Source organism: Marimonas lutisalis (assembly GCF_005434965.1).
In the GTDB taxonomy this organism is placed as follows: Bacteria; Pseudomonadota; Alphaproteobacteria; order Rhodobacterales; family Rhodobacteraceae; genus Marimonas_A; species Marimonas_A lutisalis.
Genome location: NZ_SKCI01000001.1, coordinates 300,875 through 326,986 on the forward strand (window position 1 = coordinate 300,875; position 26,112 = coordinate 326,986).

Here is a 26,112-nt window from a genome sequence, read left to right on the forward strand (position 1 = left end):
CCCATGTCGCTGTTTATCGTCAACATCCTGGACGGGTTCGTCACGGGACTGTTGCTTTTCATGCTGTGCAGCGGGCTGACGCTGATCTTCTCGATGATGGGCGTGCTGAACTTCGCCCATGCAAGTTTCTACATGCTGGGGGCCTATTTCGCCTATCAGATTAGCCTTTTGACGGGCTTCTGGGTGGGCCTGATCGTGGCCCCTGTGATCGTGGGCGTGATCGGGGCCTTCATTGAACGATACGGGTTAAGACGGGTGCATAAATACGGGCACGTGCCCGAACTGATTTTCACCTTCGGCCTGGCGCTGCTGATCGAAGAGATCGTTCAATTCTTCTGGGGCAAGAGCCAGATGGCCTATGAGGCGCCGGAAATCCTGGATTTCGCGGCCTTCTCAATCGCTGGCAATACCTTCCCTGCCTACAAGGTGTTCATGATCTTCGTCGCGCTGGGCATCTTCCTGGTGCTGCTTTACATCCTGACGAAAACCCGCGTCGGCATGACGATTCAGGCCGCGCTGAGCTATCCCGAAACGGTGCAGAACCTGGGCCACAACGTGCCGCTGGTGTTCATGGGCGTCTTTGGCGTGGGCACGGCGATGGCGGGGCTTGCCGGCGTGATTGCCGGGCCGGTTCTGGGTACCTTCCCCGGGATGGCTGTTTTGCTGGGCTCGATCGTGTTCGTGACCATCGTGATCGGCGGTCTTGGCAGCCTCTGGGGTGCGCTTGCGGCGTCTCTTATCATCGGCTGGCTGCAGACCTTCGCCGCATCCTACAACGTGCGGATGGAGGATATCCTGACCGGTCTGGGCTTTACCAAGCCGGAGCCGATCTGGGACAGCGCCTGGCAGGATCTTTGGACCCTGACCCTGCCGCAGATCGGGCCGATCCTGCCCTATCTTCTGATGATTATCGTCCTTGTGGTGCGTCCGCAGGGCCTTTTCGGGAAGCGTGAAACATGAGCACACCTTCGAGCACACCTCTCAAGGCGGGCACGCAGCGGCTCATCCCGCTTAACCATGCGCTGCCATGGATCATCGCGGCGGTTTTCCTGCTGATCCTGCCTTACATCTTCGACTCGCGGTCGGCGCTGACGATCATGAACCAGATGGCGATCACCATCGTCTTCGCGCTGAGCTACAATATGCTCTTGGGGCAGGGCGGCATGCTGAGCTTCGGCCATGCCGTCTATATGGGGCTTGGCGGCTTCTTCTCGATGCATGTTCTGAACTGGATGAGCGATGATCCCTGGATTTCGCTGCCCTTCCTGCCGATCTTTGGCGGGCTGTTCGGGCTGATGTTCGCGATCATGATCGGGGCGTTTTCAACCCGGCGGGCCGGCACGGTTTTTGCCATGATCTCGCTTGGCGTGGGCGAACTGGTGGCGGCGATGTCTGTCATCATCGTGATCTTCTTTGGCGGCGAGGAAGGCGTAAGCGGCGACCGCACCGAACTGCTGGATTTCTTCGGCATGAGTTTCGGCCCGCAGCGGCAGGTTTATTACCTGACGGCGGTATGGCTGCTGATCGCGGCGCTGGGCATGTATCTTTATTCGCGCACGCCGATCGGGCGGATCGCCAACGCGGTACGCGACAATGAAGAACGTGCCGAATTCCTGGGCTACAGCCAACGGCATGTGCGCTGGATCAGCTTCTGCGCCAGCGGGTTTTTCGCCGGGATCGCGGGGGCGCTTTTCGCGATCAACTTTGAGATTCTGACCGAAGAGAACCTGAACCTCGCGACGTCGGGCAGCATTCTTCTGGTCACGTTCCTGGGCGGTGTCGGTTTCTTTGTCGGGCCGATCATCGGCGCGATCGTCTTTACCCTGCTGCAGACGGTGCTGAGCCTTTATACCGAGATCTGGGCGCTTTACCTGGGTATCCTCTTTGTCAGCACGGTGATGTTCTTTCCGTTCGGCCTGACCGGCCTGCTGGCGATCCATATCCAGCCGTGGAAGCTGGGTAAGATCAGCCACCTGGTGGTGCCTTATGCCAAGATGTTCATCCCGGCCGTTGTCGGCGTCCTGTCGGCGGCGGCGGTGCTGGAAATCCTGTTCCACGCGCGCCATGCGGGACTGGGCGAAGAGGAGATGAACCTTTACGGCATCACCTTCGACAGCCATGCCGCGATGCCGCTGATCATTGCCATCGTTCTGGCGGTGGCCAGTTTCTTTGCGCTGGTCAAGCTGGCGCCGGGGCTGAAGGCCGCCTGGGATGAGGCCACGCATATGGGAGGGGCGAAACAATGAGTGTTCCCGCCATCGAACTGAGAAACCTGGAGAAGAGTTTTGGCCTGGCCAAGATCATCCAGGGTGTGAACCTGAAGATCGGCAAGGGCGAGCGCCACGCGATCATCGGGCCGAACGGGGCCGGGAAATCGACGCTGTTCAACCTGATCACCGGGAAATACACGCCGACCGCCGGGCAGGTCCTGATGCATGGCACGGACGTGTCGGGCATGAAGCCCTATCAGATCAACCGCATGGGGCTGAGCCGCAGTTTCCAGATCACCAACATCTTCCACAACATGACGGTGTTCGAAAACGTGCGCTGCGGGCTGCTCTGGAGCATGGGCTACAAATACAGCTTCTGGCACATGGTGAACCGGCAGCGCGACCTGACGGAAAAGGCCGATGAGATCCTGGAACAGATCAACCTGTCGAGCCGCCGCAACATGGTGGCGGGCGCACTTGCCTATGCCGAGCAGCGCGCGCTGGAGATCGGCATCACCATCGCGGGCGGGGCCGATATCATCATGCTGGACGAGCCCTGCGCCGGCATGAGCCATTCGGAAACCGACCTGATCGTCGATCTGATCCGCAAGGTGACCGAGGACAAGACGCTTATCATCGTCGAGCACGACATGGGCGTCATTTTTGACCTGGCCGACAGGATCAGCGTGCTGGTCTATGGCGAGATCATCGAAAGCGATACACCCGAGAAGGTGCGCGCCAGCACGGCCGTGCAGGAAGCCTATCTCGGCACCACCGTGGAGGAGGCGTGATGTCTGCGATGCTGGAAGTCACCGATCTGCACGCCTATTACGGCAAGTCCCACATCCTGCAGGGTGTCAATTTCAATGTGCAGGAAGGCGAGATTGTCGCCCTTCTGGGCCGCAACGGCGTGGGCCGTTCGACCACCTGCAAGGCGGTGATGGGCGAAGTGACGCCGACGGGCTCGGTGAAGTTCCGTGGCAATGAACTGGCCGGCAAGCCATCCTACGAGATCGCCAAGGCCGGGATTGGCTATGTGCCCGAAAACCGGGATATCTTTCCCGGCCTGACCACGCGGCAGAACCTGATCCTGGGGCTGAAACCCGGCCAGAAGGACGGGCAGGGGCGCTGGTCGATGGAGATGATGTTCGACGAGTTTCCCAACCTGCGGGAGCGCGCCGATGTCGACGCCTCGGTTCTGTCGGGCGGCGAAAAACAGATGCTGACGGTCTGCCGGTCGCTGATGGGCGATCCGGATTACATCATGATCGACGAGCCGACCGAGGGCCTGGCGCCGAAGATCGTCGAGCAGGTGGGCGACATGCTGGAAATGATCGCCAAGCGCGGCGTTTCGATCCTGCTGGTCGAGCAGAAGCTGACCATCGCTTTGCGGGTTGCGACGCGGGTCTACGTGATGGGACACGGTCATATGGTCTTTGAGGGCACGCCTGACGAGTTGATGGCGAACGAGGCGATCCGAAAGGAGTGGCTGGAGGTATGAGCGCGGCGAGCACGGGCCTTGACCCTGCGCGTGTGGCGCGCATCGACGACTGGATGGTGCGCAACCGCGAGGGTGGGCGCTATTCCGGTTCATCCCTGCTGATCTGGCGCGACGGGCGCGAGGCCTATTTCGGCTGCGATGGCCTGCGCTCGGTCGAGCGGGCGCTGCCCTATGAGCGCGATACGATCGCGCGCATCTACTCGATGACGAAGCCGGTCACCTCGGCGGTGCTGGCCATGCTGATGGAGCGCGGTCTGGTGCGGCTGGAGGATCCGGTCAGCGCCTACATCCCCGAGTTCGCCGAGTGCCGCGCTCTGATCGCCGGCGCCGAACGCGACGACCAAACCGAGCGCGCGCCGGCGCCGACGCTGGCACAATGCCTGACCCATTCCTCGGGGCTGACCTACAGTTTCAACCCTGGGCTGGCGGCGCGCATCTACGAGCGCGAGAAGGTGGATTTCGGGCCGCGCATGGGCGTTCTGGCCGACATGAGCGCACGTGCGGCGGCCCAGCCGCTGGCGTTCCAGCCCGGCAGCAAATGGGAATACTCGATCGGCATCGACATCATCGGCCGGGTGATCGAGGTGGTCACCGGCAAGCCGCTGGATGAGGTGTTCCGCGAGGAGGTGTTCGCGCCCCTGGGCATGGTGGACACCGCCTTCTCGGTGCCGGCCGGCAAGCTCGATCGCTTTGCCGACTGCTACAACAAGACCGAGGACAACCCGCTGGCGCTGCTCGACCCGGCGACCGACAGTTCCTTTGCCGAGGCCAAGGTGACGATGTTCTCGGGCGGGGGCGGGCTGGTTTCGACGCTCGACGACTACATGCGCTTCGGCGAGATGATCCGCCGCGGCGGCGAACTGGACGGTGTTCGCCTGCTGGGACGCAAGACGGTGGAATTCATGCGGCGGAATTTCCTGCCCGGCGACATCGCCTCGATGGGGGCGGAGAGCTTCATGGAAATGCCCATGGCGGGCATGGGCTTCGGCATCGGCGGGGGGGTGCTGCTCGATCCGGCAAAGGCGCGCATGCCCGGCTCGGAAGGCGATTTCGGATGGGGCGGCATGGCCAGCACCTATTTCTGGACAGACCCGGTGGAGCGGCTGACAGTGGTCTATTTCACCCAGCTCGTGCCATCCTCGTCCTATCCCAGCCGGGTCGAACTCAAGGCGCTGGTCCAGGGCGCGTTGGCGGACTGAACCTCAAAGTGCCCCCTCCGGCGAATGCCCGCCCACCCACCCCGTTCGCCGGAGGGGGCGCGTCGGTTTGCTCATCAGATCGCCGTGCGGACCGACACCGGGGAGTTTGAGTATTTCGACCAAGAAAGAGCTGATCATATGTTCTTTCTTGGCGAAAATACTCATTGGCGCGACCGTGGGGCGGACATGCCGTTAGCAGAAGTGCATTCGAGTGATGGCATGGCCGGGCCGAGGCGTCAGCCGAGGCCCCCCGTGGCGACGCGCGACAGCGCGGCGAAAAACCTCAGCGAAGTTTCATGATGATGCAGGTGGTCGAGCCGGTGGCATAGAGCTTGCCATCCTCGGCGCCGCGGATCTCACCATCTGCGATGCCGGTTGACCGGCCGGCGTGATGCACCGTGCCGATGGCTTCAACCTGCGTGCCGATCGGGATCGGGCGGATGATGTTGATCTTGTATTCCAGCGTCGTGTAGGTGCTGCCTTTCGGCACCTTGGTCTGGATCGCGCAGGCCATGCAGCTGTCGAGGATGGTGCCGTACCAGCCACCATGCACGGTGCCGATCGGGTTCATCACCTTGAATTCGGGCGTGCCGGTGAAGATCACCTTGCCTTCTTCGATATGCGTCGGCCAGAATCCCATGGTCTGGCCGATGGGCGGGCCGGGGAGGCGGCCTTCGGCTATGGCCGTCATGAACTCGAGCCCGGACATCGACAGGATGTCGTCAAGCGTGGCGAGATCGTCGGGATTTTCGGCGTATTTGCGCGGGTCGGCCATGGCATTTCCTCCTGTCGTGGGGAAATGCTAGGGCTGCGTGGCAGGGGCGTCCAGCCGCGCAGGCCCTTGGTTACGCGACGTTTTCCAGCTGAACCCGGGGGGTGACGCCAAGCGCGTGGCAGACATCACGGGTGAGTTCCGGCCGGTTGAGCGTGTAGAAATGCAGGCTGTCGACGCCTTCGTCGATCAGGTCCGAACAGAGCTCGGTGCAGAGCGCGGTGGCCAGCAAGTCTTCGCGCCCGTCCCGTTCGGCCTTCGAGAAGGCGTCGTCAAGCCACGCGGGCACCGAGGCGCCGCAGCGGAAGGCGAAATTACGCGCGCCCTTCCAGTTCTCGATCGGCAGGATGCCGGGTATGATCGGTTTGTCGATCCCCGCTTTCGCGCAGCGATCGCGGAAACGCAGGAAGGTTTCGGCCTCGAAGAAGAACTGGGTGATCGCCTCGGCCGCGCCCGCGTCGAGCTTGGCCTTGAGCCAGTCGATATCGGCCTGGGCGCCCCTGGCCTCGGGGTGGATGTCGGGATAGGCGCCGACACGCAGTGTGAACTTGCCGGTTGCCGACAGGGCTTCGATCAGTTCGACCGAGTTGGCAAAACCCTGCGGGTGCGGTTCGAACCGGCCAGAGCCCTTGGGCGGATCGCCGCGCAGGGCGACGATCTCGGTGACGCCAGCCGCGGCATATTCATTCGCGATTTCAAGGGTTTCCTCGCGCGTGGCATCGACACAGGTCAGGTGCGCGGCCACAGTCAGGCCGGTGGCCTTGTTGATGGTGCGCACGGCATCGCGCGTCAGGTCACGCGTGGTGCCGCCGGCACCATAGGTGACCGAGACGAAACGCGGATCGAGCGGGGCGAGGGCGTGGATCGTATCCCAGAGCCGGAAGGAGCCTTCGAGGTTCTGGGGCGGGAAGAATTCGAGAGAAATTTTCGGGGTCATGGGGAGACTCGCAGATTTTCAGTTGACCCTTTGTGACGAAATGCGAGATATGAAGCAAATTCATAATATTCAAGGTGAACATGAGTTGTGCTCACATTGGATTGTGAAGCGGGTGGATTTTCCTTTCCGACGCGGCAAATGCGTGAGCGCGGGGACTCTGCCCGAAAAAGGTTAACCGACGGAAAGACAGGCGAACGGAAGGCCCATGCATATCGAATTCAGGCATCTGCGCACGATCCGCGCGATCCACCAGGCGGGCGGCCTGGCGCGGGCGGCAGAGCAGCTCAACATCACGCAATCGGCGCTAAGCCACCAGATCAAGGGGATCGAGGACCAGGCGGGGGTGGAGCTGTTCGTGCGCCGCTCGAAACCGCTGCGCCTGTCGGCGGCAGGCCTGCGGCTCTTGCGCACAGCGGAAAAGGTGCTGCCCGAGATCGAGGCGCTGGAGGCCGAGTTCGAAGGGTTGCGTGCGGGCAGCGCAGGGCGGCTGCATATCGCCATCGAGTGCCATGCCTGTTTCGAGTGGTTGTTTCCCGTGCTCGAGCAGTTCCGCAAGGCCTGGGGCGAGGTCGATGTCGATATCCGCCCCGGCCTGGCCTTTGACGCGCTGCCGGCGCTGAGACGCGAGGACGTCGACGTCGTGATCTCTTCGGACCCCGAGGATATTCCGGGCGTCGAGTTTCGCCCGCTTTTCGACTATGAGCCGGTTTTCGTGGCGGCGAAGGGCCATCCGCTGGCGCAGAAGGATTTCATCGAGGCCGAGGATTTCCGCGACGAGACGCTGATCACCTATCCGGTGGAACGCGCGCGCCTGGATGTGTTCTCGGAGTTGTTGACGCCGGCGAAAGTGGAGCCGCGCGGCGTGCGCCAGGTGGAACTGACGGCGGTGATCCTGATGCTGGTGGCCTCTGGCCGTGGCGTGGCGGTCCTGCCCGACTGGGTGGTGCGCGAAGTGCGCTATTCGTCCGATTACGTCACCCGGCCGATCACCGAAAAGGGTTTGACCAAAAGGCTTTATGCCGCCATCCGCAGCGAAGATGGCGATCTGCCCTACATGGCGCATTTCCTGAAACTGGGGCGCGAGATTCCGGTGCGTCTGCAGCGCGGATGAGCCTTGCCCTGCCGGCGCTTGGCGCGTATAGGCGTGGGCCTTGAACAGACCGGAGCGAGCGCCATGCAGGGCAGTGCAAATCTCAACATCATGATAAAGGCCGCGCACAAGGCGGGGCGCAGCCTGCTGAAGGATTTCCGCGAGGTGGAAAACCTGCAGGTGAGCATGAAGGGCCCCGGCGATTTCGTGAGCCGCGCCGACATGCGCGCCGAGGAAATCCTCAAGGAAGAGCTGCGCGGCGCGCGGCCGACCTATGGCTGGCTGGCCGAGGAAAACGGCGGCGAGGATGGCGAGGACCCCACCCGCCGCTGGATCGTCGATCCGCTGGATGGCACCACGAACTTCCTGCACGGGATGCCGCATTGGGCGGTGTCGGTGGCGCTGGAACACAAGGGCCAGGTCGTGGCGGGCGTGATCTATGACCCGGTCAAGAACGAGCTGTTCTTTGCCGAGAAGGGCGAGGGCGCGTGGCTGGGCGACAATCAGCGCCTGCGCGTGTCGGGCCGCCGCCGGATGATCGAATGCGTCTTCGCCACTGGCCTTCCCTTTGGCGGGCGCAGCGATTTGCCCGAAACATTACAAGACCTTGCGCGCCTTCTGCCGACTTGCGCGGGCGTGCGGCGCTGGGGCTCGGCGGCGCTGGATCTCGCCTATGTCGCGGCCGGCCGTTACGATGGATTCTGGGAGCGGCGCCTGAACCCCTGGGACCTGGCGGCAGGCATCCTGATCGTCAAGGAAGCAGGCGGGCTGGTCGAGCCGCTGAACCCCGAGGGCCTTATCCTCGACGACGGCGAAGTGGTCTGCGCCAACGAGCCGGTCTTCGAGGAATTCTCCAAGATCGTTCGCGGCCGCTGAGCCCCACCGCACGGCGGGGTTAACGGCGATTTTTCTGCGAAAATCCGGGGGGTGACATGCGTGCACTGACCGGCTGACATCCGGCTGCCGGGGAAACCGGCAGCCGTTAATCGCAAATTTACTTAACGCTGCGCGCGGTCGCGGCTTATCCCTTGCGGTCGCAGGGATGGTTCACCCCGTCACTCCACGGGACCGGCTCGTGATCGCGGGGATTGCCCCCCTCGATCGTGCCCAGGTTCACGCCGTATTCGTTCGGGTCCGAGCGGCGGCGATGGTGGGTGTAGATGCCGCAGGTCTTGCAGAAGTAATGCCGCGCGGTTTTCGTGCCCCATTGATAGAGCGTGAGGTTGTCGGCGCCGCGGATCACGCGCAGCCGCCCCACCGGCACGGTGATCGCCGCCGCGCCGCGCCGGCGGCAGAACGAGCAATCGCAGCGCCGCGCGCTGGCCAGCCCCTCTGGCGGGTCGATTTCCAGCACGACCGCCCCGCAGTGGCAGCTGGCGCGCATCGCGCTCATCGCCGGCGCCTGCGGATGGTGGGCACGCGCGAGGGATCGTAGCGCGCTTCGGGATGCGGCGGGTGGCCCTCGTTGTGCTGCCAGAACATCGCCCCGCCCCGGGCCAGGAACACCGGCAGGGTCAGCGCGGCGCCGATGACAAAGCCGCCGGCATGCGCCCAGTAAGCCACGCCGCCGGTGGCCGGGTCGGCGGCGATGCCACCGAAAAACTGCATCGCGAACCACACGGCGAGCATCACCCAAGCGGGAATGGTGAAGATGCGGAAGAAGATGATGATTATCAGCAGGATGTCGATCCGCGCCTTGGGAAAGAGCAGCAGATACCCGCCCATCACCCCCGCGATCGCACCCGAGGCTCCCACGGTGGGCACCATCGAATAGGGCGCCATCAGCACATGCGCCAGCCCCGCGCCCACCCCGCAGGTCAGGTAGAAGGCGGCAAAGCCCAGGTGCCCCATCTGGTCTTCGAGATTGTCGCCGAAAATCCACAGGAACAGCATGTTGCCCAGGATATGCATGAACCCGCCATGCAGGAACATCGAGGTCACGAGCGTTTCATAGCCCTGGCCGCTCATTACCCTTGCGGGCAGGATCGCCCATTCGAAGAAGAACATGTTGAGCGCGCGCGGATCGCTGAAGAGCCCGATATAGGAAAGAAACACCGCCACGTTCACCACGATCAGCGCGTAGGTGACATAAGGCGTGCGCCCCGAAGGGTTATGATCGCGGATCGGAAACATGGCTGCACGCTAGCGGCTTTCGACGGGCGGGGAAAGACGCGACAAGGCCCGCGCGGGCAATCCGGGCCTGCCCGCCAAAACAGGAATGCGGATGCGACTCTTTCTTGGCGAAAATACTCAATGTCCCGTCCTTTCGGCTGGCGCGGGGACAAGGGGAATCGCCCGGGCGCCGATGGCTGCGCGGGGCCGAGGCGCCAGCCGAGGCCCCGCCCCGCCGCGACGCGCCTGCGCGGCGCAATGCCTTATCGCAGGCGTAGCCGCGGGGCCGCGCCCAGCGGGATCGGGCCGAGCGCCACCGAGCCATCCGCGAAATCCAGCGGGATATCGAGCGTGTTGGGATTGCCCGAGAGCGCCGAGGCCAGGTCGAGCCCCTGTTCCAGCCGCCCGGCCCAGGTGGCGTTGATCCAGCCCATGCCCTGGGCCAGCGCCAGGATATCGCGCCAGTTCTCGGCCTTGACCGTCAGCCGCCCGCTGGGCCGGCCCGCGGCATCCACGTCCAGCGTCCCGGCCAGTTTCAGTTCCAGCTGGCCCCATTTCGCCTCGGTCAGTTTCAGCTTGATGCGCCGGGGCTGGGGCCGGCCGGTCTCAAGCGCGGACAGGTCCCAGGACCGGTCGAAGGCCACGGTCATGTCGGCGCGCAGGGTTTCCAGCCGGTCGGGCAGCGCCCCGCCGGTACGCAGGCGCAGGCCGCGCGGGCTGGGCGGTGTCACCCCATCGGCATTGATCGCGAAGCGGTATTCCGCCTCGGCACCCGCCACGCGCGAAATGGCGGCCTGAAGCCCATCAAGCGTGGTGATCGCCTCGTCGGGCGGGGTGATGGCCATGGCCTCGGCCGTCAGGTTGGCGCGTTCCAGCGGCAGTTTCGCCTCGGGCGCCATGACCACGCTTGCGCGCATGTCTTCGCTGGCGATCACGTATTTCGCCAGCGGCGTCGAGATCTGCTGCGATTTCGGCCAGACCGCGATGATGTGGTTGGGCTTGTAGCTGAGCGCGAAGATCTGGAAGAACGGCGCCTGCCACGCGAGGCCGGTTTCCGGATCGGCCAGCACGGGCGCGTCGAAGGTGGTATCGACGCGGTTGGGAAAGCCGCGCACGGTGAGCGCCGAGTACTCGGCCTGCCAGCCCTCGGCGCGGCGCGCTTCGAACCAGGTTTCGAACCCGCGGCGCGCGCCGCTGGCGGCGACATACCAGTAGCCGGACCACAAGAGCCCCGCGATGACGACGAAAATCAGAAGGCGTTTCACGGGCCTTCCCCCTTGTTCCCGGACCTGTGCCGTGGTGTTTACAGGGCAGTGGGCACAAGGACCAGATCAACAGGGGCCAGATCATGTGGGTTTTCGGATACGGATCTTTGATGTGGAACCCCGGTTTCGAGCTGGCCGAGCGGCGGCTGGCGCGGCTGATGGGGTACGCGCGCACCTTCTGCATGCGTTCGATCCATCATCGCGGCACGCCCGAGCAGCCGGGGCTGGTGCTGGCGCTGGACCGGGTCGAGAACACCTGGTGCGACGGTATCGCGATGAAGGTGAAGCCCGGGCAGGAGGACGAGGTGCTGGCCTACCTGCGCGAGCGCGAGCTGGTGTCTTCCGCCTATCTGGAGCGCCGGGTGCCGATCATCCTGGGCGGCGGTGGCGAGGTCGAGGCGCTGGCCTATGTCGTCGATCCCGATCATGTCCAGTATTGCGGGGGCCTCGACCTCGAAGAGCAGGCCCGGATCATCGCCCATGCCAGCGGCGGCATGGGCCCCAATGACGAATACCTGCTGAACACGGTCGCGCATCTCGACGAGATCGGCGTGCACGATCCCGATCTGCGCTGGCTGGCGCATCGGGTGCGTATGTATTTCGACTAGGGCCGCCCGGGCGGGAAGCCGCGATATTCCTTGGCTTCACCGGCGCTTGCCCCTATCATCGCGGCCAAAGAAACAACGTGTCAGGAGCTGTCCTCATGGACCAGCCGGACCGCGAGGCCGAGCCGCAGTTTTCCCATCCCGTGCGCCAGATCATGCTGATGCTGATCGTGCTGGGCCTGTCGGGGGTGGGCATCGTCTTTGCCCTCCCGCGGGTGATGCCCGTTTTCGCGGCGAACCCGTATCTCAACGGCTTCATCCTCTTTGTTTTCATCATCGGCCTGCTGGCCTGTTTCTGGCAGGTCTTCCAGCTGAGCCGCTCGGTGCGCTGGATCGTGGCCTTTGCCGGCGGGCGCGCCGAGGCCGAGGGCGTGCGCGCGCCGCAGCTTCTGGCGCCGCTGGCCACGTTGTTGCGCGGGCGCGGGCAGCGGATGCAGATCAATGCCTCCTCGGCGCGGTCGATCCTCGATTCCGTTGCGCAGCGCATCGACGAAGAGCGCGAGATTACCCGCTATATCGTCAACATGCTGATCTTCCTGGGGCTGCTGGGCACGTTCTATGGCCTGGCCACGACCGTGCCGGCGGTGGTCGACACCATCCGCAGCCTGGCCCCGCAGGAGGGCGAAGAGGGCGTTGAGGTCTTCAACCGCCTGATGACCGGGCTGGAAAGCCAGCTGGGCGGCATGGGCGTGGCCTTTGCCAGTTCGCTTCTGGGCCTTGCCGGATCTCTGATCGTTGGCCTGCTGGAGCTGTTTGCGGGACACGGTCAGAACCGGTTCTACCGCGAGCTTGAGGAATGGCTGTCCTCGATCACCCGACTGGGCTTTGCCAGCGGCGATCAGGAGGGCGAGACCGGGGGCGAACACGCGGTTATTGCGGGCCTCGTCGATCACATGGCCGAGCAGATGGAAAGCCTGCAGCAGACGTTCACCCAGTCCGACGTGAGCCGGGCGATGGTGGACGAGAAGCTGGGCCACCTGGCCGACGCGATCGAGCGGATGACCTATCGCATGGGCGACCAGAGCCCGGTGAACAGCGCGCTGATGCGCATTGCCGAGGGCCAGGAGGCGATCCTGCACGAGCTGCGCAATCGCGAACTGCACGAGGGTGGCGGCATCGATGCCGAAAGCCGGATGCGGCTGCGCTCGATCGACGTGCAGATGCTGCGTATCCTCGAAGAGATCAGCGCCGGGCGACAGGAAACCATGACCGAGCTGCGCAACGACATCAACGCGCTGGTCCGGGTCCTGGGAGAGCGCCAGGCGCGACCGGCCAAGGCGCTGAAGCTGGCGCCCGGCCACGCCGTCGACACGACGCCGGACGGGGAGGGCTGAGCCATGGCGCTGTCGCGGCGCACGGGCACGCGGTTCCAGGCCTCGATCTGGCCCGGTTTCGTGGATGCGATGACGGGCCTGTTGCTGGTGCTGATGTTCGTGCTGACCATTTTCATGGTGGTACAGTTCGTGCTGCGCGAAACCATCAGCGGCCAGGAAAGCGAGCTGGATGCACTGAGCTCGGAAGTCGCGGCGCTGGCGCAGGCGCTGGGGCTGGAGCAGCGCCGGTCCGCCGGGTTGCAGGAACGGGTGGGCGAGCTGTCGAGCACGATCGAGACGGCCCGCGAGGAGGCCCAGCGGCAGGCGGCGCTGATCGCGTCGCTTACCGCCGAGCGCGCGTCGCTGAGCGAAGACCTGAGTGCGGCGCAGGGCCGGATCGCCAGTTTCGAGGAGCAGGTGGCGGGCCTTCTGGCCGCGCAGACGGCCGACCGCGAGACGATAGCCGGGCTGGAGGCGCGTCAGAGCGAGCTGATGAGCGAGCAGGAGGCGTTGAACCTGGCGCTGGCGCAGGCGCGGAGCGAGATCGATGCGGGCGCGGAGGCCGCACGGCTGGCGGCGGCGCGGCGCGAGGCGCTGGAGGCGTTGATCGCCGACCTGGAGGCGGACAAGGCCGGGCTGATCGCGGACAAGAGCGCGCTGGAGGCGGCGCGGGCGGAGCTGGAGCAGAAGCTGTCGGAGGAGGAGATCGCCCGGCTGACCGAGGCTGAGGCGGCCAAAGCGCTGCGCGAGCGGTTGAAGAACGCCGATGCCGAACTGACGGCAATGACCATGGCGCTGGAAGAGCAGCGCAAGCGCGCCGAGGAGACGCTGACCCTGCTGGCAGCGGCGGAGACGGCGGGCGAGGACCTCGAGGCGCGGCTGGCCGCGGCCCTGCTGCAAGGCGAAGAAACGCAGGCCGCGCTGGACGCGGCGCAGGCGCGGGCCGAGGCGCTGGGCGCCGAAAGCGGCACGCTGGAGGAGCGGCTGGCGGCAACCGAGGCCGCGTTGAGCGAAGCCGAGGCCGGGCGCGCGGCGCTGGAGGAGCGGTTGGCGGCGGTTCTGGAGGGGCGCGGCGCCCTGGAGCAGACGCAGGCGGAGTTGCGCCGGCAGCTGGCCGCCGCGCTGGCGGCGAAACTGGCCGCCGAACAGAGCGCGGAAGAGCGCCTGACCGATGCCGAGACGCGCGCCGCCCTTCTGGCCGCGGCGCGCGAGCAGTTGAGTGCGCAGGAGGAAATATCGGCCGAGGCGCAGCGCCAGCAGGCGCTGCTGAACCGGCAGGTGGCGGCGCTGCGCACGCAGCTGGGCCAGTTGCAGGCGCTCCTTGACGACTACAAGGACCGCGAGGCGGCCGCCAATGTGCAGCTGCAGTCGCTGGGCCAGGACCTGAACGCCGCGCTGGCGCGTGCGGCCGCCGAAGAACGCAGGCGCAGGCAGCTGGAAGAGGCCGAGGCGCAGCGGCTGGCCGAGGAAAAGGCGCGCCTGGAGGCCGAGAAGCAGGACCTGGAGAGATACCGGTCCGAGTTCTTTGGACGGATGCGCGAGGTGCTGGGCGGGCGCGAGGGCGTGAAGATCGTGGGCGACCGGTTCGTGTTCTCCTCGGAAGTGTTGTTCGCGCCGGGCAGCGCCGACCTGTCGGAACAGGGGCGCGCGCAGATCGCGCGGATCGCCGGACTGCTCACGGAGGTGGCGGCGGACATTCCCGACGGCATCGACTGGGTGATTCAGGTGGACGGGCATACCGATGACACGCCCCTGATCCCGGGCGCGCGTTTTGCCGACAACTGGGAACTGAGCCAGGCGCGGGCTCTGTCGGTGGTGCGCTACATGTCCGAGGGCCTGGGCATCTCGCCCATGCGGCTGTCGGCCAACGGGTTTGGGGAGTTCCAGCCGGTGGCCGAGGGCGACAGCCCGGAAGCGCGGGCGCAGAACCGGCGGATCGAGCTGAAGCTGACGGAACGGTGACACGGTGGCGCATGGCGGCCCGGCGCGCGCCGGATGAGCCGCTTGCGCGATGCCCGGCGTTGGAAGCGAGGGGCGCTGCCCCTCGCGCTCCCCGGGATATTTGCAGCAAGATGAAGGGGCCGGCGGATTTCGTGACCGCGTGACATGAAAGGTGACTTGCGGCGTCCTGCCGGGCCGGGGTAGCCCCAATCCATGACAGGGAGGGTGCGTGATGCCGGCAGTGAAACCGACTGAGCTCTTTGCGGAGGTGACGTGGCTGGGCCGGGTGGCCGATCGCGATGCGGCGCTGGCCGCCGAGCCGCTGGAGGCGGTGGAGCTGGACTGGGGCGGGATTGCCGGCGAGGCGCATGGCGGGGTGACGCGGCCAAGCTGTTCGCGGGTTCTGGACCAGCATCCGCGGGGCACGGAGATCGCCAATGTGCGGCAGGTATCGATCCTGTCGGAGGAAGAGCTGGCCGAGATCGCGCGGGAGATGGGCATCGCGCGGCTGGCGCCGGCGCTTCTGGGGGCGTCGATGGCGCTGCGCGGCCTGCCCGACTTCACCCATTTGCCGCCATCCTCGCGCCTGCAGGCCGCGAGCGGCGCGACACTGGTGATCGACATGGAGAACCGTCCCTGCCAGTTACCGGCGAAAGAGATCGAGGCGGTGCATCCGGGAAAGGGCCGGGCCTTCAAGGCGGCGGCAAAGGACCGGCGCGGGGTGACGGCCTGGGTCGAGCGGCCGGGCGCGGTGAGGTTGGGCGAGCAACTGCGGCTGCACATTCCCGATCAGCCGGTCTGGGCGGGCCTGGAGGCCGCCCGGCGGGGTTGAGAAACTTTCCGATCTGAAACCCGGCTGCGGCAACCCGCCGCAAGCGGGAGCGAAAATGTCGGATTCGCCACGCCATCGCCCGCGGCGCGGGCGTTATACGCGATCTGAACGCAAATCGCCACAGCGCCAGAAGAAGGGTCGCGCCGCCATGAGTTACAAGTCAGATATCGAGATCGCCCGGGAAGCGAAGAAACGCCCGATCCAGGAGATCGGGGCGAAACTGGGCATCGAGGACGAGCACCTGCTGCCCTATGGCCATGACAAGGCCAAGGTCAGCCAGGACTTCATCGACGGCGTCCAGAAGAACAAGAACGGCAAGCTGATCCTTGTCACCGCGATCAACCCGACGCCGGCGGGCGAGGGCAAGACCACCACTACGGTGGGCCTGGGCGACGGGCTGAACCGGATCGGCAAGAAGGCGGCGATCTGCATCCGCGAGGCGAGCCTTGGCCCCTGTTTCGGCATGAAGGGCGGGGCCGCGGGCGGCGGTTATGCCCAGGTGGTGCCGATGGAAGAGATGAACCTTCATTTCACCGGCGATTTTCACGCGATCACCAGTGCGCACAACCTGCTGAGCGCGATGATCGACAACCATATCTACTGGGGCAACGAGCTGGAGATTGACGAGCGCCGGATCACCTGGCGCCGGGTGATGGACATGAACGACCGTGCGCTGCGCGACATGGTGGTGGGCCTGGGCGGTGTTCCGAACGGGTTTGCCCGGCAGACCGGGTTCGACATCACGGTGGCGAGCGAGGTGATGGCGATCCTGTGCCTGGCCAGGAACCTGGCGGACCTGGAGAAGCGGCTGGGCGATATCATCGTGGCCTATACCCGCGACCGCAAACCGATCTATTGCCGGGACATCGGTGCCGAAGGCGCGATGACGGTTCTGTTGAAGGACGCGATGCAGCCGAACCTGGTGCAGACGCTGGAGAACAACCCCGCCTTCGTGCATGGCGGACCGTTCGCCAATATCGCGCATGGCTGCAACTCGGTCATTGCCACGACGACGGCGCTGAAGCTGGCTGATTACGTGGTGACCGAGGCAGGCTTTGGTGCCGACCTGGGCGCCGAGAAGTTCATGAACATCAAGTGCCGCAAGGCGGGGCTTGCGCCCGACGTGGTCGTCCTGGTGGCGACGGTGCGGGCGATGAAGATGAACGGCGGGGTGGCCAAGGCCGACCTGGACCAGGAAAACGTGGCGGCGGTGGCCGAGGGCTGCCCGAACCTGGGGCGGCATATCTCGAACCTGAAAGCGTTCGGCGTGCCGGTCGTGGTGGCGATCAACCATTTCGTCACAGACACCGATGCCGAGATCCAGGCGGTGCGGGATGCCGCGCGCGCGGAGGGTGCCGAGGCGATCGTGTGCAAGCATTGGGCCGAGGGCAGCGCCGGGACGGTGGAACTGGCCGAGCGGGTGGCGCAGCTGGCCGATGCGGGTGCCGCGCAATTCGCGCCGCTTTACCGCGATGACATGGGCCTGTTCGAGAAGATCAAGACCATCGCCACCCGGATCTATCGCGCCGATGACGTACTGGCCGACAAGAAGATCCGCGACCAGCTGCGCCAGTGGGAAGATGCCGGTTTCGGCCATCTGCCGATCTGCATGGCCAAGACGCAGTATTCGTTCTCGACCGATCCTAACCTGCGCGGGGCGCCCACCGGGCACAGCGTGCCGATCCGCGAGGTGCGGCTGAGCGCGGGGGCGGGCTTTGTCGTGGTGATCTGCGGCGAGATCATGACCATGCCGGGCCTGCCGCGCAAACCCGCGGCGCTTGAGATCGGGTTGAATGACATGGGCTATGTCGAGGGGCTATTCTGATCCGTGACCAGAACACGGAGGAACGCAGATGAGCACCGAGAAAACCCTGTTTCACCTGGATGATCCCGCGGGCGGTATCCCGCGGGTCCTGGCCGAGGGGCTGACCACGACCGTATTTCCCGGCGACCAGGCGATGCTGTCGGTGGTGCGCCTGGCGCCCAACGCCGAAGGCACGCGCCACAGCCACCCCGAGGAGCAGTGGGGTGTGCTGCTGGAGGGATCGGCCGCGCGCTACCAGGGGGACGAGGTGTTCGAGGTAGGCCCCGGGCATTTCTGGCGCACGCCGGGCGGGGTGGAGCACACGGTGAAGGCCGGGCCCGAGGGCGCGGTGATCCTCGATGTTTTTGCACCGGTGCGCGAGGCCTATCTGAAACCCGGCGAGGGATTTGGCGAGAGTTGATGTTGAAGCGCCGGGGGCCAGCGCGTATGCCGGCCCCGCGGCAAGGGCGCATGGGCCCGGATCGGAAGGAAGGCAAATGACGGCGGAAGTGATCGACGGCAAGGCATTCGCGGCAACGGTTCGCGAGAAGGTGGCAGGCCACGTGGCGCGGCTGAAGGAAGAGCACGGGATCACCCCGGGCCTGGCCGTGGTGCTGGTGGGCGAAGACCCGGCAAGCCAGGTCTATGTCCGCTCGAAGGGCAAGCAGACCGTCGAGACGGGGATGAACTCGTACGAGCACAAGCTGGATGCTGACACGGGTGAGGCCGAGCTGCTGGCGCTGATCGACCAGCTGAACAACGATCCGGCGGTGCATGGCATCCTGGTGCAGCTGCCGCTGCCGGGGCATCTGAACGAGGACCTGGTGATCAACGCGATCGCGCCGGAAAAGGACGTGGACGGGTTTCACATCTCCAATGTCGGCCTGCTGGCCACCGGTCAGAAGGCGATGGTGCCCTGCACGCCGCTGGGCTGCCTGATGATGCTGCGGGACCATCACGGCAACCTGTCGGGCATGAACGCGGTGGTGATCGGACGCAGCAACATCGTGGGCAAGCCGATGGCGCAACTGTTGCTGCGCGACAGCTGCACTGTGACGATTGCGCATTCGCGCACCAGGGACATCGAAGAGGTCTGCCGCCGCGCCGATATCGTGGTGGCCGCGGTGGGCCGGCCGGAGATGGTGACCGGAGACTGGATCAAGCCCGGCGCAACGGTGATCGACGTGGGCATCAACCGGATCGACGCACCTGAAAAGGGCGAGGGCAAAACCCGGCTGGTGGGCGATTGCCATTTCGACAGCTGTGCCGCGGTGGCGGGCGCCATCACGCCGGTGCCGGGAGGCGTGGGGCCGATGACTATTGCCTGCCTTCTGGCCAACACGGTGACCGCCTGTTGCCGCGCTCATGGCCTTGCCGAACCCGAAGGCCTGACCGCCTGATCACGTGACCGGGGCGCTGCGCCGCGCGGGATGCGGGGTTGCATGCAGTCTTGAGCATGCGTTAACCATTGCCCGCACGCTGAGCGGATTGCTGCGTGAAGGGGACAACGGTACAGGTTTGGCTTTGTGACAGCCTTGTTTTCGAAAGTATTTTCGCCGGTCAGTCTGGCGTTGTGGCTGGTGATTACGGCGGTTGCGGCGGTGACGGGTCCGTTTGGGACCTATCAGAAACTCGACCTGCCGGAACGCGCGTTGTACTGGGCGGTTCTGGTGGGCGTTGCTATTGTCTTGGGCCGGACGATCCGTCACGCGATCGACCTGGTGCTGTGTGAAAGGCCCGCATGGTTGTCCGAGGCGCTGACCGTTTCGCTGATCGTGCCAGCGATGACCGTGGCCGTGATCGCGATCTCGCCGCAAATGCCCGGGATGGTGCATGCGCCGGTGCCATCGGCAGGGACAGTGGCGGGATATGTCCTGACAATTGCCTGCATCGTGATCCTGTTTCGCCGTTCGGTGCATATCGAACCCAGGCGCGAGGATGAGTGCGAAGAGGCGCCACGGCTGGCCGAGCGGTTGCCCGAGGCGATGCGGGGCAAGATCCTGCGGCTCACGGGCCAGGATCATCATGTCGAGGTGGTCACCACGCGGGGCACGACGACGCTGCGCATTCGGCTGACCGACGCGATGCGGGAAATGGAGCCGGTCGAAGGCTATTGCACGCACCGTTCGCATTGGGTGACGCGCGGTGCAATCGACCATGTCGAGCGCGAGAGCTCGGCGAAGCTGTGGATCGTGCTGATCAATGGCGATCGGGTTCCGGTCAGCCGCAAATACCGCCCCGAACTGGAATAGGCGGGCATCATCGAAAGCTAGCGCTGCATCGGGACGGGCCTGGGCGACGGGCCGGTGAGGATCGCCAGTGCCTCGGGGCGCATGAGGGTGGCCAGCGCGGCATCATGGCTGCGCAACCCGCCGGTGTAGGTGCCGAAGGCGGGCAGGATCACCCGATCGCCGTCAACAAGGAACGCGGGCCGCGAGATCGCGCGCCCGCGTGCGCTGATCCGAACCTTGGGGTGGTAATGGCCCGACACCTCGCCCGACTGGCCGGGCTGGGCAATGTGGCGGAAGCAGAGCGCGTCGATCGGTAATTCGGCAAGGTGCGTGCCGCCCAGGTCGATCGGGCCGGGATCGTGGTTGCCCTCGATCCAGACCCAGCGGCGGCCGGCCTGAAGCCGGGTGATCCAGAGCTTTTCATCCTCGCTGAGCGCCAGTGCTGCGGCGCGGTCGTCGAAACTGTCGCCGAGGCAGATGACGGTTTGCGCGCCGGTGGCGACAAGCTCGGCATCGAGGCGTTCGAGCGTGTCGCGGGTTTCATAGGGTGGCAGGGTGGCACCCCCGCGGCGCGCCATGCGTTCGGATTTGCCCAGGTGCAGGTCGGAGACGCACAGAAGGTTCTGTGCGGGCCAGTGGAGCGCGCCGGAACCGCGCGCCTGAAGCTGGGCGCCGGCGAGGGTGAAAGGATGGGCGTTCATGTTACGTTCTTGGCGCGTCGCGCAGGGTTATTCAAGAGCAATTCGGTCGCGCGAATTTTCTGCGAAAATTCGAAATCAGTTGAGGCCCGCCGCCTGCATCAGGCGCTCGGTCTCCTCGGCGAGGAGGCGTTCTTCGGCGGCACCCTGCACGGGAACCTTGCCCGCTTCGAGCAGCAGCGGCGCGGCAAGGGGGGTGACATGGGGCGTGCGCAGCGTGTCTATCCGGCCCCCAACGCGGGCGGCCAGCTCCTCGATCCGGGCGAAATCGACAAGGCCGCGCATCGCCTCGTCACGGGTGACGCGCATCAACAGGTGGTCGGGTTCGTATTTCAGGAGCGTGTCATAGAGGATGTCGGAGGAAAACGTGGCCTGCCGCCCGGTTTTCCGGGCGCCGGGCGTGTTGCGCTCGATCAGGCCGGCGATGGTGGCGACCGCGCGGAAGGTGCGTTTCATCACCGCGTTGCCAGCGAGCCAGCCCTCGAGCCCGTCGCGCAAGGCATTGATTTCAAAGAGCGGTGCGGCATCGGTGACCGGATCGAGCCCCCAGATCAGCGTCGCGTAATCGGTCGAGACGAAGCCCAGAGGGGCGAGGCCCGTCTCCTCCATCCGCTTGGTCAGCAGGAGGCCCAGCGTCTGCTGGGCGTTGCGCCCGGCAAAGCCGTAGACGCAGAGATGTTCGCGCCCGTCATGCGGAAAGCTTTCAACCAGCAGGCGGCCGGTTTCAGGCAGGCGGGACATTTGCCGCTGAAGGTGCAGCCAGTCGCTTGTGTGGGCGGGCAACTCGGGCCAGTCGTCCTGGCGGAACATGCGCAGGATGCGTTGGGAGAGCTGGGTGGAGGTGGCGAATTTGGTGCCGGAAAACACGGCGATCTTCGGCTTGCGGGCGGCGTGAGGCGAGACCTCGACCGTAAGCTCGCGCAGGCCTTCGTAACGCACGATGCGCCCGCCGATGAGGAAGGTATCGCCGGGGGTGAGCGAGGCGGCGAAGGCCTCTTCGACCTCGCCCAGCGGTTTGCCGCGGCCGCGCAGGCGCACCTTCATCAGGTCGGCATCCTGGATGGTGCCGATATTCATGCGGATGCGCGACGCCGCACGGGGATCGCGCAGCTGCCAGAGCCCGTCGCGTTGCATCAGCCGCTGCCAGCGGTCATAGGCGCGGAAGGCATAACCACCGGTGGCGACGAATTCGAGGCAGGCGTCGAATTCTTGGCGCGTCAGTGCGGCGTAAGGCCCGGCGGTGATGGTTTCGGAAAAGAGTTGATCGGCGGTTAACGGACCGGCGCAGGCGGAAATCAGGATGTGCTGGCACAGCACGTCGAGAGGGCCGGGCCCGCGCGGCGCGCCATCGAGATCGTTTTCGCGGGCAGCTTCGAGCGCGGCGCGGCATTCGACCACCTCGAACCGGTTGGCGGGCACCAGAAGCGCCTTCGAGGGCGCATTATAGCGGTGGTTCGCGCGCCCGATCCGCTGGATCAGGCGCTTGACGTTCTTCGGCGCGCCGACCTGGATGACGAGATCGACATCGCCCCAGTCGAGACCCAGATCGAGACTGCCGGTGCAGACGATGGCGCGCAGGTCGCCCGCGGCCATCGCGGCCTCGACCTTTTCGCGGCTCTCGCGGGCGAGGGAGCCGTGATGGATGCCGATTGGCAGGCTGTCTTCGTTGGCAAGCCACAGATTATGAAAGAAAATTTCAGCCTGCGCGCGGGTGTTGTGAAAGATCAGCGTGGTGCGATGCTGGCGCACCTGGTCGAGCACGGCGGGGATGGCGTAGGCGGCACCACCACCCGACCAGGGCGGTGCTTCGGCGGTTTCCAGCATGTCGATCTGTGGGGCGGGGCCGGGATCGGCCATGAGGATCTTGCAGGGATCGGGGTGGCGGGCGAGGAGGGTGGCGATTTCGGCCGGGTTGTCGACGGTGGCGGAGAGGCCGACGCGGCGCAGGCCGGGGGCCAGGGTTTGCAGGCGCGAGAGCGCGAGGAAGAGCTGATCGCCGCGTTTCGATTCGGCGAGCGCGTGGATTTCATCGACGATAACCCGTTGTAATCCGGCAAAGATCTTCGGCGCATCGGGATAGGAGATCAGCAGCGCGAGCGATTCCGGCGTGGTCAGCAGGATATGCGGGGGATCGGCGCGCTGGGCCTTTTTGCGGGTCTGGCTGGTGTCGCCCGAGCGGTCGTCGATGCGGATGGGCAGGCCCATCTCTTCGACCGGGGTGCGCAGGTTGCGCTTGATGTCGGCGGCGAGCGCCTTCAGTGGAGAAATGTATAATGTATGCAGGCCCTTATGCGTGCCATCGGCAAGCTCGGCGAGCGTCGGCAGGAAGCCCGCGAGCGTCTTGCCACCGCCGGTGGGGGCAATGAGAAGCGTGGCCGGATCGGCGGCGCGGGCCAGCATGTCGCGCTGATGGGGATGGATGGACCATCCGCGCGCGTCGAACCAGCCGGCAATGGGGGCGGGCAGGGGCTGCATGCCCTTTATGTAGAGAAGCCTGGCCCACCGTGCGAGGGGGTTAACGCCCTGAGGGCCGCCGAAAAGAGGGGGGTGATACGCGTGCACCGCCCGGCTGCCATCCGGCTGCCGGGGAATTCTTGCGAAAGGGTTAAGTGCAGAGGTTAACCCAGCGTGCGGTGCCGTGCCCGGGGGTCAGAGAATGGGGCCGAGGGTTTCGACCACGTTGTTCCAGGCCCGCCGCCGTGCGGGCCAGGCGAACACCTCTTCGAGGGTGACTTCCTGCGACTGGGCGAGATGCTCAAGTTGCCGGGCGCGGACCTGGGCGGTGATCCCGGGGTCGGCGATCAGCAGGTCGTTTTCGAAATTCAGGTCGAAGCTGCGCATGTCGAGGTTCGATGAGCCGAGAAAGGTGATCTCGCCGTCGGCGGTGAGCGTCTTGGCATGCAGGAGGCCGGGGCCGTGTTCGAAGATGCGGACCCCGGCCTTGAGCAGAAGAATGTAGTTGCCCCGGCTGGCGGCCTGCACGATGCGGCTGTCGTTACGCCGGGGCAGCACCAGCGACACCTGCACCCCGCGGCGGGCCGCCGATTTGAGCGCTTGTTGCAGCGGGATGTCGGGCACGAAATAGGGCGTGGTCAGCACCAGCTCGGAGCGGGCGCGTTCGAAGAGCGAGCAGAACATCTGGGTCGAGCTGTCGGCGCGTTCGAGCGGGCCGGTGCCGCGGGCCTGGGCGATGAACCCGCCGGAGACGGGTGCGGCCTGGGCCGGGAACTCGCCGGGCTCACCCGGGCCGAAAAGGCACCAGTCGGAGGCGAAGATTTGCCGGATCTGGTTCACCACCGGGCCCTGGACGCGCAGCATGATGTCGATCCAGGGGCCGAAGCGGGCCTTGGGGCTGAACTCGGGGTCGGCGCAGTTCTGGCTACCGACCCAAGCGATGCGGCCGTCGATCAGGGTGATCTTGCGGTGGTTGCGCAGGTCGAAGCGCGTGACGATCGGCAGGCCGACGATGGTTTCGGGGGGCAGGGCGATGCGGGTTTCGACCCCTGCCGCGGCCATTTCGCGCCATAGGGCCGAGCGGATCAGGTGCCGCGAGCCCATGTGATCGGCCATCACGCGGCAGCGCACGCCGCGCCTGGCCGCGCGGATCAGGGCATGGGCGGTGTCGGTGCCGGTGCGATCGGTCAGCCAGATGTAGTAGAGCAGTTCGACACTGTCCCGGGCGGCGTCGATATCGGCGATGATGCCGGCGCGGGCCGAGGCGGCATCGGGGGCGAGCGTGGCGCTGTTTCCGCCGACCGGGGAAAAGCCGTTGATCGAAGTGCCGTAGCGGAACAGCTTGGCATCTTCGGGAGCGAGTTGATCGTAGGCCGAGGAGCCGGGCGCCGAGGCCAGGGCGGCGGCGTCGCGGGACAGGGACGTGTGGCGGGCACGCAGGTGGCGGCTGAGCCGTTTTTCCCCGATCAGAAGATAGGTTGCGAAGCCGCCGACGGGGATGGACAGGATGACGATGAACCAGGCCAGCCGCGCGGGGCTGGAGATTCTTTCGCGCAGGGTGAGACGGGTTGTGGCCGCGGCCAGGATGGCAAGGTGCAAGGCGGTTGTCAGGATCAGGTAATAGGTCAACGTGCCCTCCGTCTTTGCATCAGGCAAAGAGTAGTGCGCATGCCCGCGAACAAAAAGCGCCCGTTTCGGCGAAACGGACGCTTTGCGGTGTGGAGAAAGGTGCGGCCGGGCCGCATTCCCACGCTTATTTCACGATCTTCTCGTCCTTGACGAACATGTTCGCCCAGGCGCGGTCGATCAGGTCTTTCGACATCTTGTAGGGGATGCCTTCGAAATCGCAGATCGCGATCATCTGGTCGATCAGGAACACCGGCTGGTAGTTCGCGTAGATGTTGTTGATCGTCGGATACTTGACCTTGAGCAGGTGGATGAGGGCATCCTGGTCCAGCTCCATCCCCTTCTTGCGCGCGACCAGCGCGAAGATCTTGAGGAAGTTTTCCTGGTTGGGGCCGTCGATCTTGATCTTGAAGAAGATCCGGCGCAGCGCGGCCTGGTCGAAGATCTCGTTCGGGTGGAAGTTGGTCGAGAAGATCACCAGCGTGTCGAAGGGCACCTCGAATTTCTCGCCCGATTGCAGGGCGAGGATGTCCTTCGACTCTTCGAGCGGCACGATCCAGCGGTTGACGAGCGCCTGCGGCGGTTCGGCCTGGCGGCCAAGGTCGTCGACGATGAAGATGCCGCCGGTGGATTTGAGCTGAAGCGGGGCCTGGTAGGTGCGCGCGGTGGGATTGTAGACCAGATCGAGCATCGAGAGCGACAGTTCGCCCCCGGTGATCACGGTGGGCCGGTCGCATTTCACATAGCGGGTATCGAAATTCGCGCGGCGGCGCAGGCTGTTGGGGTCGTCGTGGTCCTCCTCGGCCTTGGAATGCACGATCGGGTCGTAGACGGTGATGACCTGGCCGGAATACTCGATCGCGCGGGGCACGTAGACCTTGTCGCCCATGGCATCGCGGATGCCGTTGGAGATCGAGGACTTACCGTTGCCCGGCGGGCCATACATGAGGATCGAGCGGCCCGAACTTACGGCGGGCCCGAGATTGTCGATCAGCGCGTCCGGCAGCACGAGATGGCCCATGGCATCGGTCAGTTGCTGGCGGGTGATCTGGATGTTGCGGATCGACTGGCGCTTGACCTGCTCGCGGTAGACATCGAGCGGCACCGGCATGGCGCCGAAATATTCGGATTGCGACAGGGCATCGAGCGCGCGGGCCTTGCCGGCATCGGTGAGTTGGTAGCCCATTTCGCCGCCGTTGTTGGCATTGAGCGTGCCGGTCGCCTCGAGCAGGCGTTGTTCGCGGGCCATGTCGACGAGATCCTGGGTGATCTGGCGGGGCAGGCAAACGGCCTTGGCAATTTCACTGACCTCGCTGACGTTCTTGCGGAACATCGTCTTGATCAGGATGTCGCGCATCATCACCACGGGCAGTTGCATCTGCTCGAGCGATTTGGGCGGCGGCGGTGCCATCACGGCGGTGGGCTGCATGTTCATTTGTCTGGCCTGTGTCTGCTCTTGTCATGCGGTATTCTGGGCTGCACGGGCCTGCGCGCAGGTCGCCCGCCGCCCGAACAAAATTCG

General features: G+C 65.4%; 24 protein-coding genes. 15 read left to right on the forward strand and 9 right to left on the reverse strand.

Features of this window, described 5'->3' with window-relative positions:
- Positions 1-3 precede the first annotated feature (3 nt).
- Genes E0501_RS01500 through E0501_RS01520 form a run of 5 tightly spaced genes read left to right on the forward strand, consistent with a single transcriptional unit; the run spans position 4 to position 4,910 of the window.
- Positions 4-960 carry a branched-chain amino acid ABC transporter permease gene (locus tag E0501_RS01500; RefSeq protein WP_137699580.1) on the forward strand — a complete coding sequence of 319 codons (957 nt, stop codon included), beginning with the start codon at positions 4-6 and terminating at the stop codon, positions 958-960.
- Positions 957-2,246: a branched-chain amino acid ABC transporter permease gene (locus E0501_RS01505; RefSeq protein ID WP_137699581.1), complete on the forward strand. Its 1,290-nt coding sequence runs from the start codon at positions 957-959 to the stop codon at positions 2,244-2,246. Before E0501_RS01500 ends, E0501_RS01505 begins: the two co-directional genes overlap by 4 nt.
- Positions 2,243-3,001, forward strand: coding sequence for an ABC transporter ATP-binding protein (locus tag E0501_RS01510; RefSeq protein WP_137699582.1), 759 nt, complete (start codon positions 2,243-2,245; stop codon positions 2,999-3,001). Before E0501_RS01505 ends, E0501_RS01510 begins: the two co-directional genes overlap by 4 nt.
- Positions 3,001-3,711, forward strand: a complete 711-nt coding sequence (locus E0501_RS01515) for an ABC transporter ATP-binding protein (protein ID WP_235857723.1) — start codon at positions 3,001-3,003, stop codon at positions 3,709-3,711. Before E0501_RS01510 ends, E0501_RS01515 begins: the two co-directional genes overlap by 1 nt.
- Positions 3,708-4,910 (forward strand): serine hydrolase domain-containing protein, encoded by a 1,203-nt coding sequence (locus tag E0501_RS01520; protein ID WP_193555867.1) that lies wholly within the window; start codon positions 3,708-3,710, stop codon positions 4,908-4,910. The genes E0501_RS01515 and E0501_RS01520 overlap by 4 nt, the downstream gene beginning before the upstream one ends.
- A gap of 283 nt (positions 4,911-5,193) precedes the next feature.
- Here the strand turns inward: E0501_RS01520 and E0501_RS01525 are convergent, their stop codons facing one another.
- On the reverse strand, positions 5,194-5,685 hold the full coding sequence (locus E0501_RS01525) for a PaaI family thioesterase (RefSeq protein WP_137699583.1): 492 nt from the start codon (positions 5,683-5,685) through the stop codon (positions 5,194-5,196).
- A gap of 70 nt (positions 5,686-5,755) precedes the next feature.
- Entirely contained in the window at positions 5,756-6,619 is an 864-nt protein-coding gene (gene metF, locus E0501_RS01530; RefSeq protein ID WP_137699584.1) for a methylenetetrahydrofolate reductase [NAD(P)H], read from the reverse strand.
- A gap of 205 nt (positions 6,620-6,824) precedes the next feature.
- On the opposite strand from metF, the gene E0501_RS01535 reads away from it, so the two are divergent.
- The gene (locus tag E0501_RS01535) at positions 6,825-7,730 is read left to right on the forward strand and encodes a LysR family transcriptional regulator (protein ID WP_137699585.1); all 906 of its coding nucleotides are present in this window, start codon (positions 6,825-6,827) and stop codon (positions 7,728-7,730) included.
- A 63-nt stretch (positions 7,731-7,793) separates the two neighbouring features.
- Complete coding sequence (locus E0501_RS01540) at positions 7,794-8,585, forward strand: inositol monophosphatase family protein (protein WP_137700810.1); 792 nt, start codon at positions 7,794-7,796, stop codon at positions 8,583-8,585.
- A gap of 145 nt (positions 8,586-8,730) precedes the next feature.
- Here the strand turns inward: E0501_RS01540 and E0501_RS01545 are convergent, their stop codons facing one another.
- From E0501_RS01545 to E0501_RS01555, 3 genes are all read right to left on the reverse strand, one after another.
- Positions 8,731-9,093, reverse strand: coding sequence for a GFA family protein (locus E0501_RS01545; RefSeq protein ID WP_170222767.1), 363 nt, complete (start codon positions 9,091-9,093; stop codon positions 8,731-8,733).
- A gap of 5 nt (positions 9,094-9,098) precedes the next feature.
- The gene (locus E0501_RS01550) at positions 9,099-9,842 is read right to left on the reverse strand and encodes a rhomboid family intramembrane serine protease (protein WP_137699587.1); all 744 of its coding nucleotides are present in this window, start codon (positions 9,840-9,842) and stop codon (positions 9,099-9,101) included.
- A 242-nt stretch (positions 9,843-10,084) separates the two neighbouring features.
- Positions 10,085-11,086 carry a DUF2125 domain-containing protein gene (locus E0501_RS01555; protein WP_137699588.1) on the reverse strand — a complete coding sequence of 334 codons (1,002 nt, stop codon included), beginning with the start codon at positions 11,084-11,086 and terminating at the stop codon, positions 10,085-10,087.
- Between the two features lie 83 nt (positions 11,087-11,169).
- Between E0501_RS01555 and E0501_RS01560 the strand changes: the two genes are divergently transcribed.
- The 8 genes from E0501_RS01560 (at position 11,170) to E0501_RS01595 (ending at position 19,833) form a co-directional block, all read left to right on the forward strand.
- On the forward strand, positions 11,170-11,694 hold the full coding sequence (locus tag E0501_RS01560; RefSeq protein WP_137699589.1) for a gamma-glutamylcyclotransferase: 525 nt from the start codon (positions 11,170-11,172) through the stop codon (positions 11,692-11,694).
- 95 nt (positions 11,695-11,789) lie between these two features.
- On the forward strand, positions 11,790-13,025 hold the full coding sequence (locus tag E0501_RS01565; RefSeq protein WP_137699590.1) for a biopolymer transporter ExbB: 1,236 nt from the start codon (positions 11,790-11,792) through the stop codon (positions 13,023-13,025).
- A 3-nt stretch (positions 13,026-13,028) separates the two neighbouring features.
- Positions 13,029-14,966: a peptidoglycan -binding protein gene (locus E0501_RS01570; protein ID WP_137699591.1), complete on the forward strand. Its 1,938-nt coding sequence runs from the start codon at positions 13,029-13,031 to the stop codon at positions 14,964-14,966.
- Positions 14,967-15,177: 211 nt separating this feature from the next.
- Positions 15,178-15,777 carry an MOSC domain-containing protein gene (locus E0501_RS01575; RefSeq protein ID WP_137699592.1) on the forward strand — a complete coding sequence of 200 codons (600 nt, stop codon included), beginning with the start codon at positions 15,178-15,180 and terminating at the stop codon, positions 15,775-15,777.
- A gap of 148 nt (positions 15,778-15,925) precedes the next feature.
- Positions 15,926-17,602 (forward strand): formate--tetrahydrofolate ligase, encoded by a 1,677-nt coding sequence (locus tag E0501_RS01580; RefSeq protein WP_137699593.1) that lies wholly within the window; start codon positions 15,926-15,928, stop codon positions 17,600-17,602.
- Positions 17,603-17,630: 28 nt separating this feature from the next.
- Positions 17,631-18,002, forward strand: a complete 372-nt coding sequence (locus tag E0501_RS01585; RefSeq protein WP_137699594.1) for a cupin domain-containing protein — start codon at positions 17,631-17,633, stop codon at positions 18,000-18,002.
- Positions 18,003-18,078: 76 nt separating this feature from the next.
- The gene (gene folD / locus E0501_RS01590; protein WP_137699595.1) at positions 18,079-18,981 is read left to right on the forward strand and encodes a bifunctional methylenetetrahydrofolate dehydrogenase/methenyltetrahydrofolate cyclohydrolase FolD; all 903 of its coding nucleotides are present in this window, start codon (positions 18,079-18,081) and stop codon (positions 18,979-18,981) included.
- A gap of 135 nt (positions 18,982-19,116) precedes the next feature.
- Positions 19,117-19,833 (forward strand): LytTR family DNA-binding domain-containing protein, encoded by a 717-nt coding sequence (locus E0501_RS01595; protein WP_137699596.1) that lies wholly within the window; start codon positions 19,117-19,119, stop codon positions 19,831-19,833.
- A gap of 17 nt (positions 19,834-19,850) precedes the next feature.
- Here the strand turns inward: E0501_RS01595 and pdeM are convergent, their stop codons facing one another.
- The 4 genes from pdeM to E0501_RS01615 all read right to left on the reverse strand — a co-directional run bounded on the left by pdeM (position 19,851) and on the right by E0501_RS01615 (position 26,025).
- Positions 19,851-20,513, reverse strand: coding sequence for a ligase-associated DNA damage response endonuclease PdeM (pdeM, locus tag E0501_RS01600; protein ID WP_137699597.1), 663 nt, complete (start codon positions 20,511-20,513; stop codon positions 19,851-19,853).
- 75 nt (positions 20,514-20,588) lie between these two features.
- Positions 20,589-22,985 carry a ligase-associated DNA damage response DEXH box helicase gene (locus tag E0501_RS01605; protein ID WP_137699598.1) on the reverse strand — a complete coding sequence of 799 codons (2,397 nt, stop codon included), beginning with the start codon at positions 22,983-22,985 and terminating at the stop codon, positions 20,589-20,591.
- Between the two features lie 174 nt (positions 22,986-23,159).
- On the reverse strand, positions 23,160-24,593 hold the full coding sequence (cls, locus tag E0501_RS01610) for a cardiolipin synthase (RefSeq protein ID WP_193555868.1): 1,434 nt from the start codon (positions 24,591-24,593) through the stop codon (positions 23,160-23,162).
- A gap of 124 nt (positions 24,594-24,717) precedes the next feature.
- Positions 24,718-26,025 (reverse strand): ATPase, encoded by a 1,308-nt coding sequence (locus tag E0501_RS01615; protein WP_137699599.1) that lies wholly within the window; start codon positions 26,023-26,025, stop codon positions 24,718-24,720.
- Positions 26,026-26,112 lie beyond the last annotated feature (87 nt).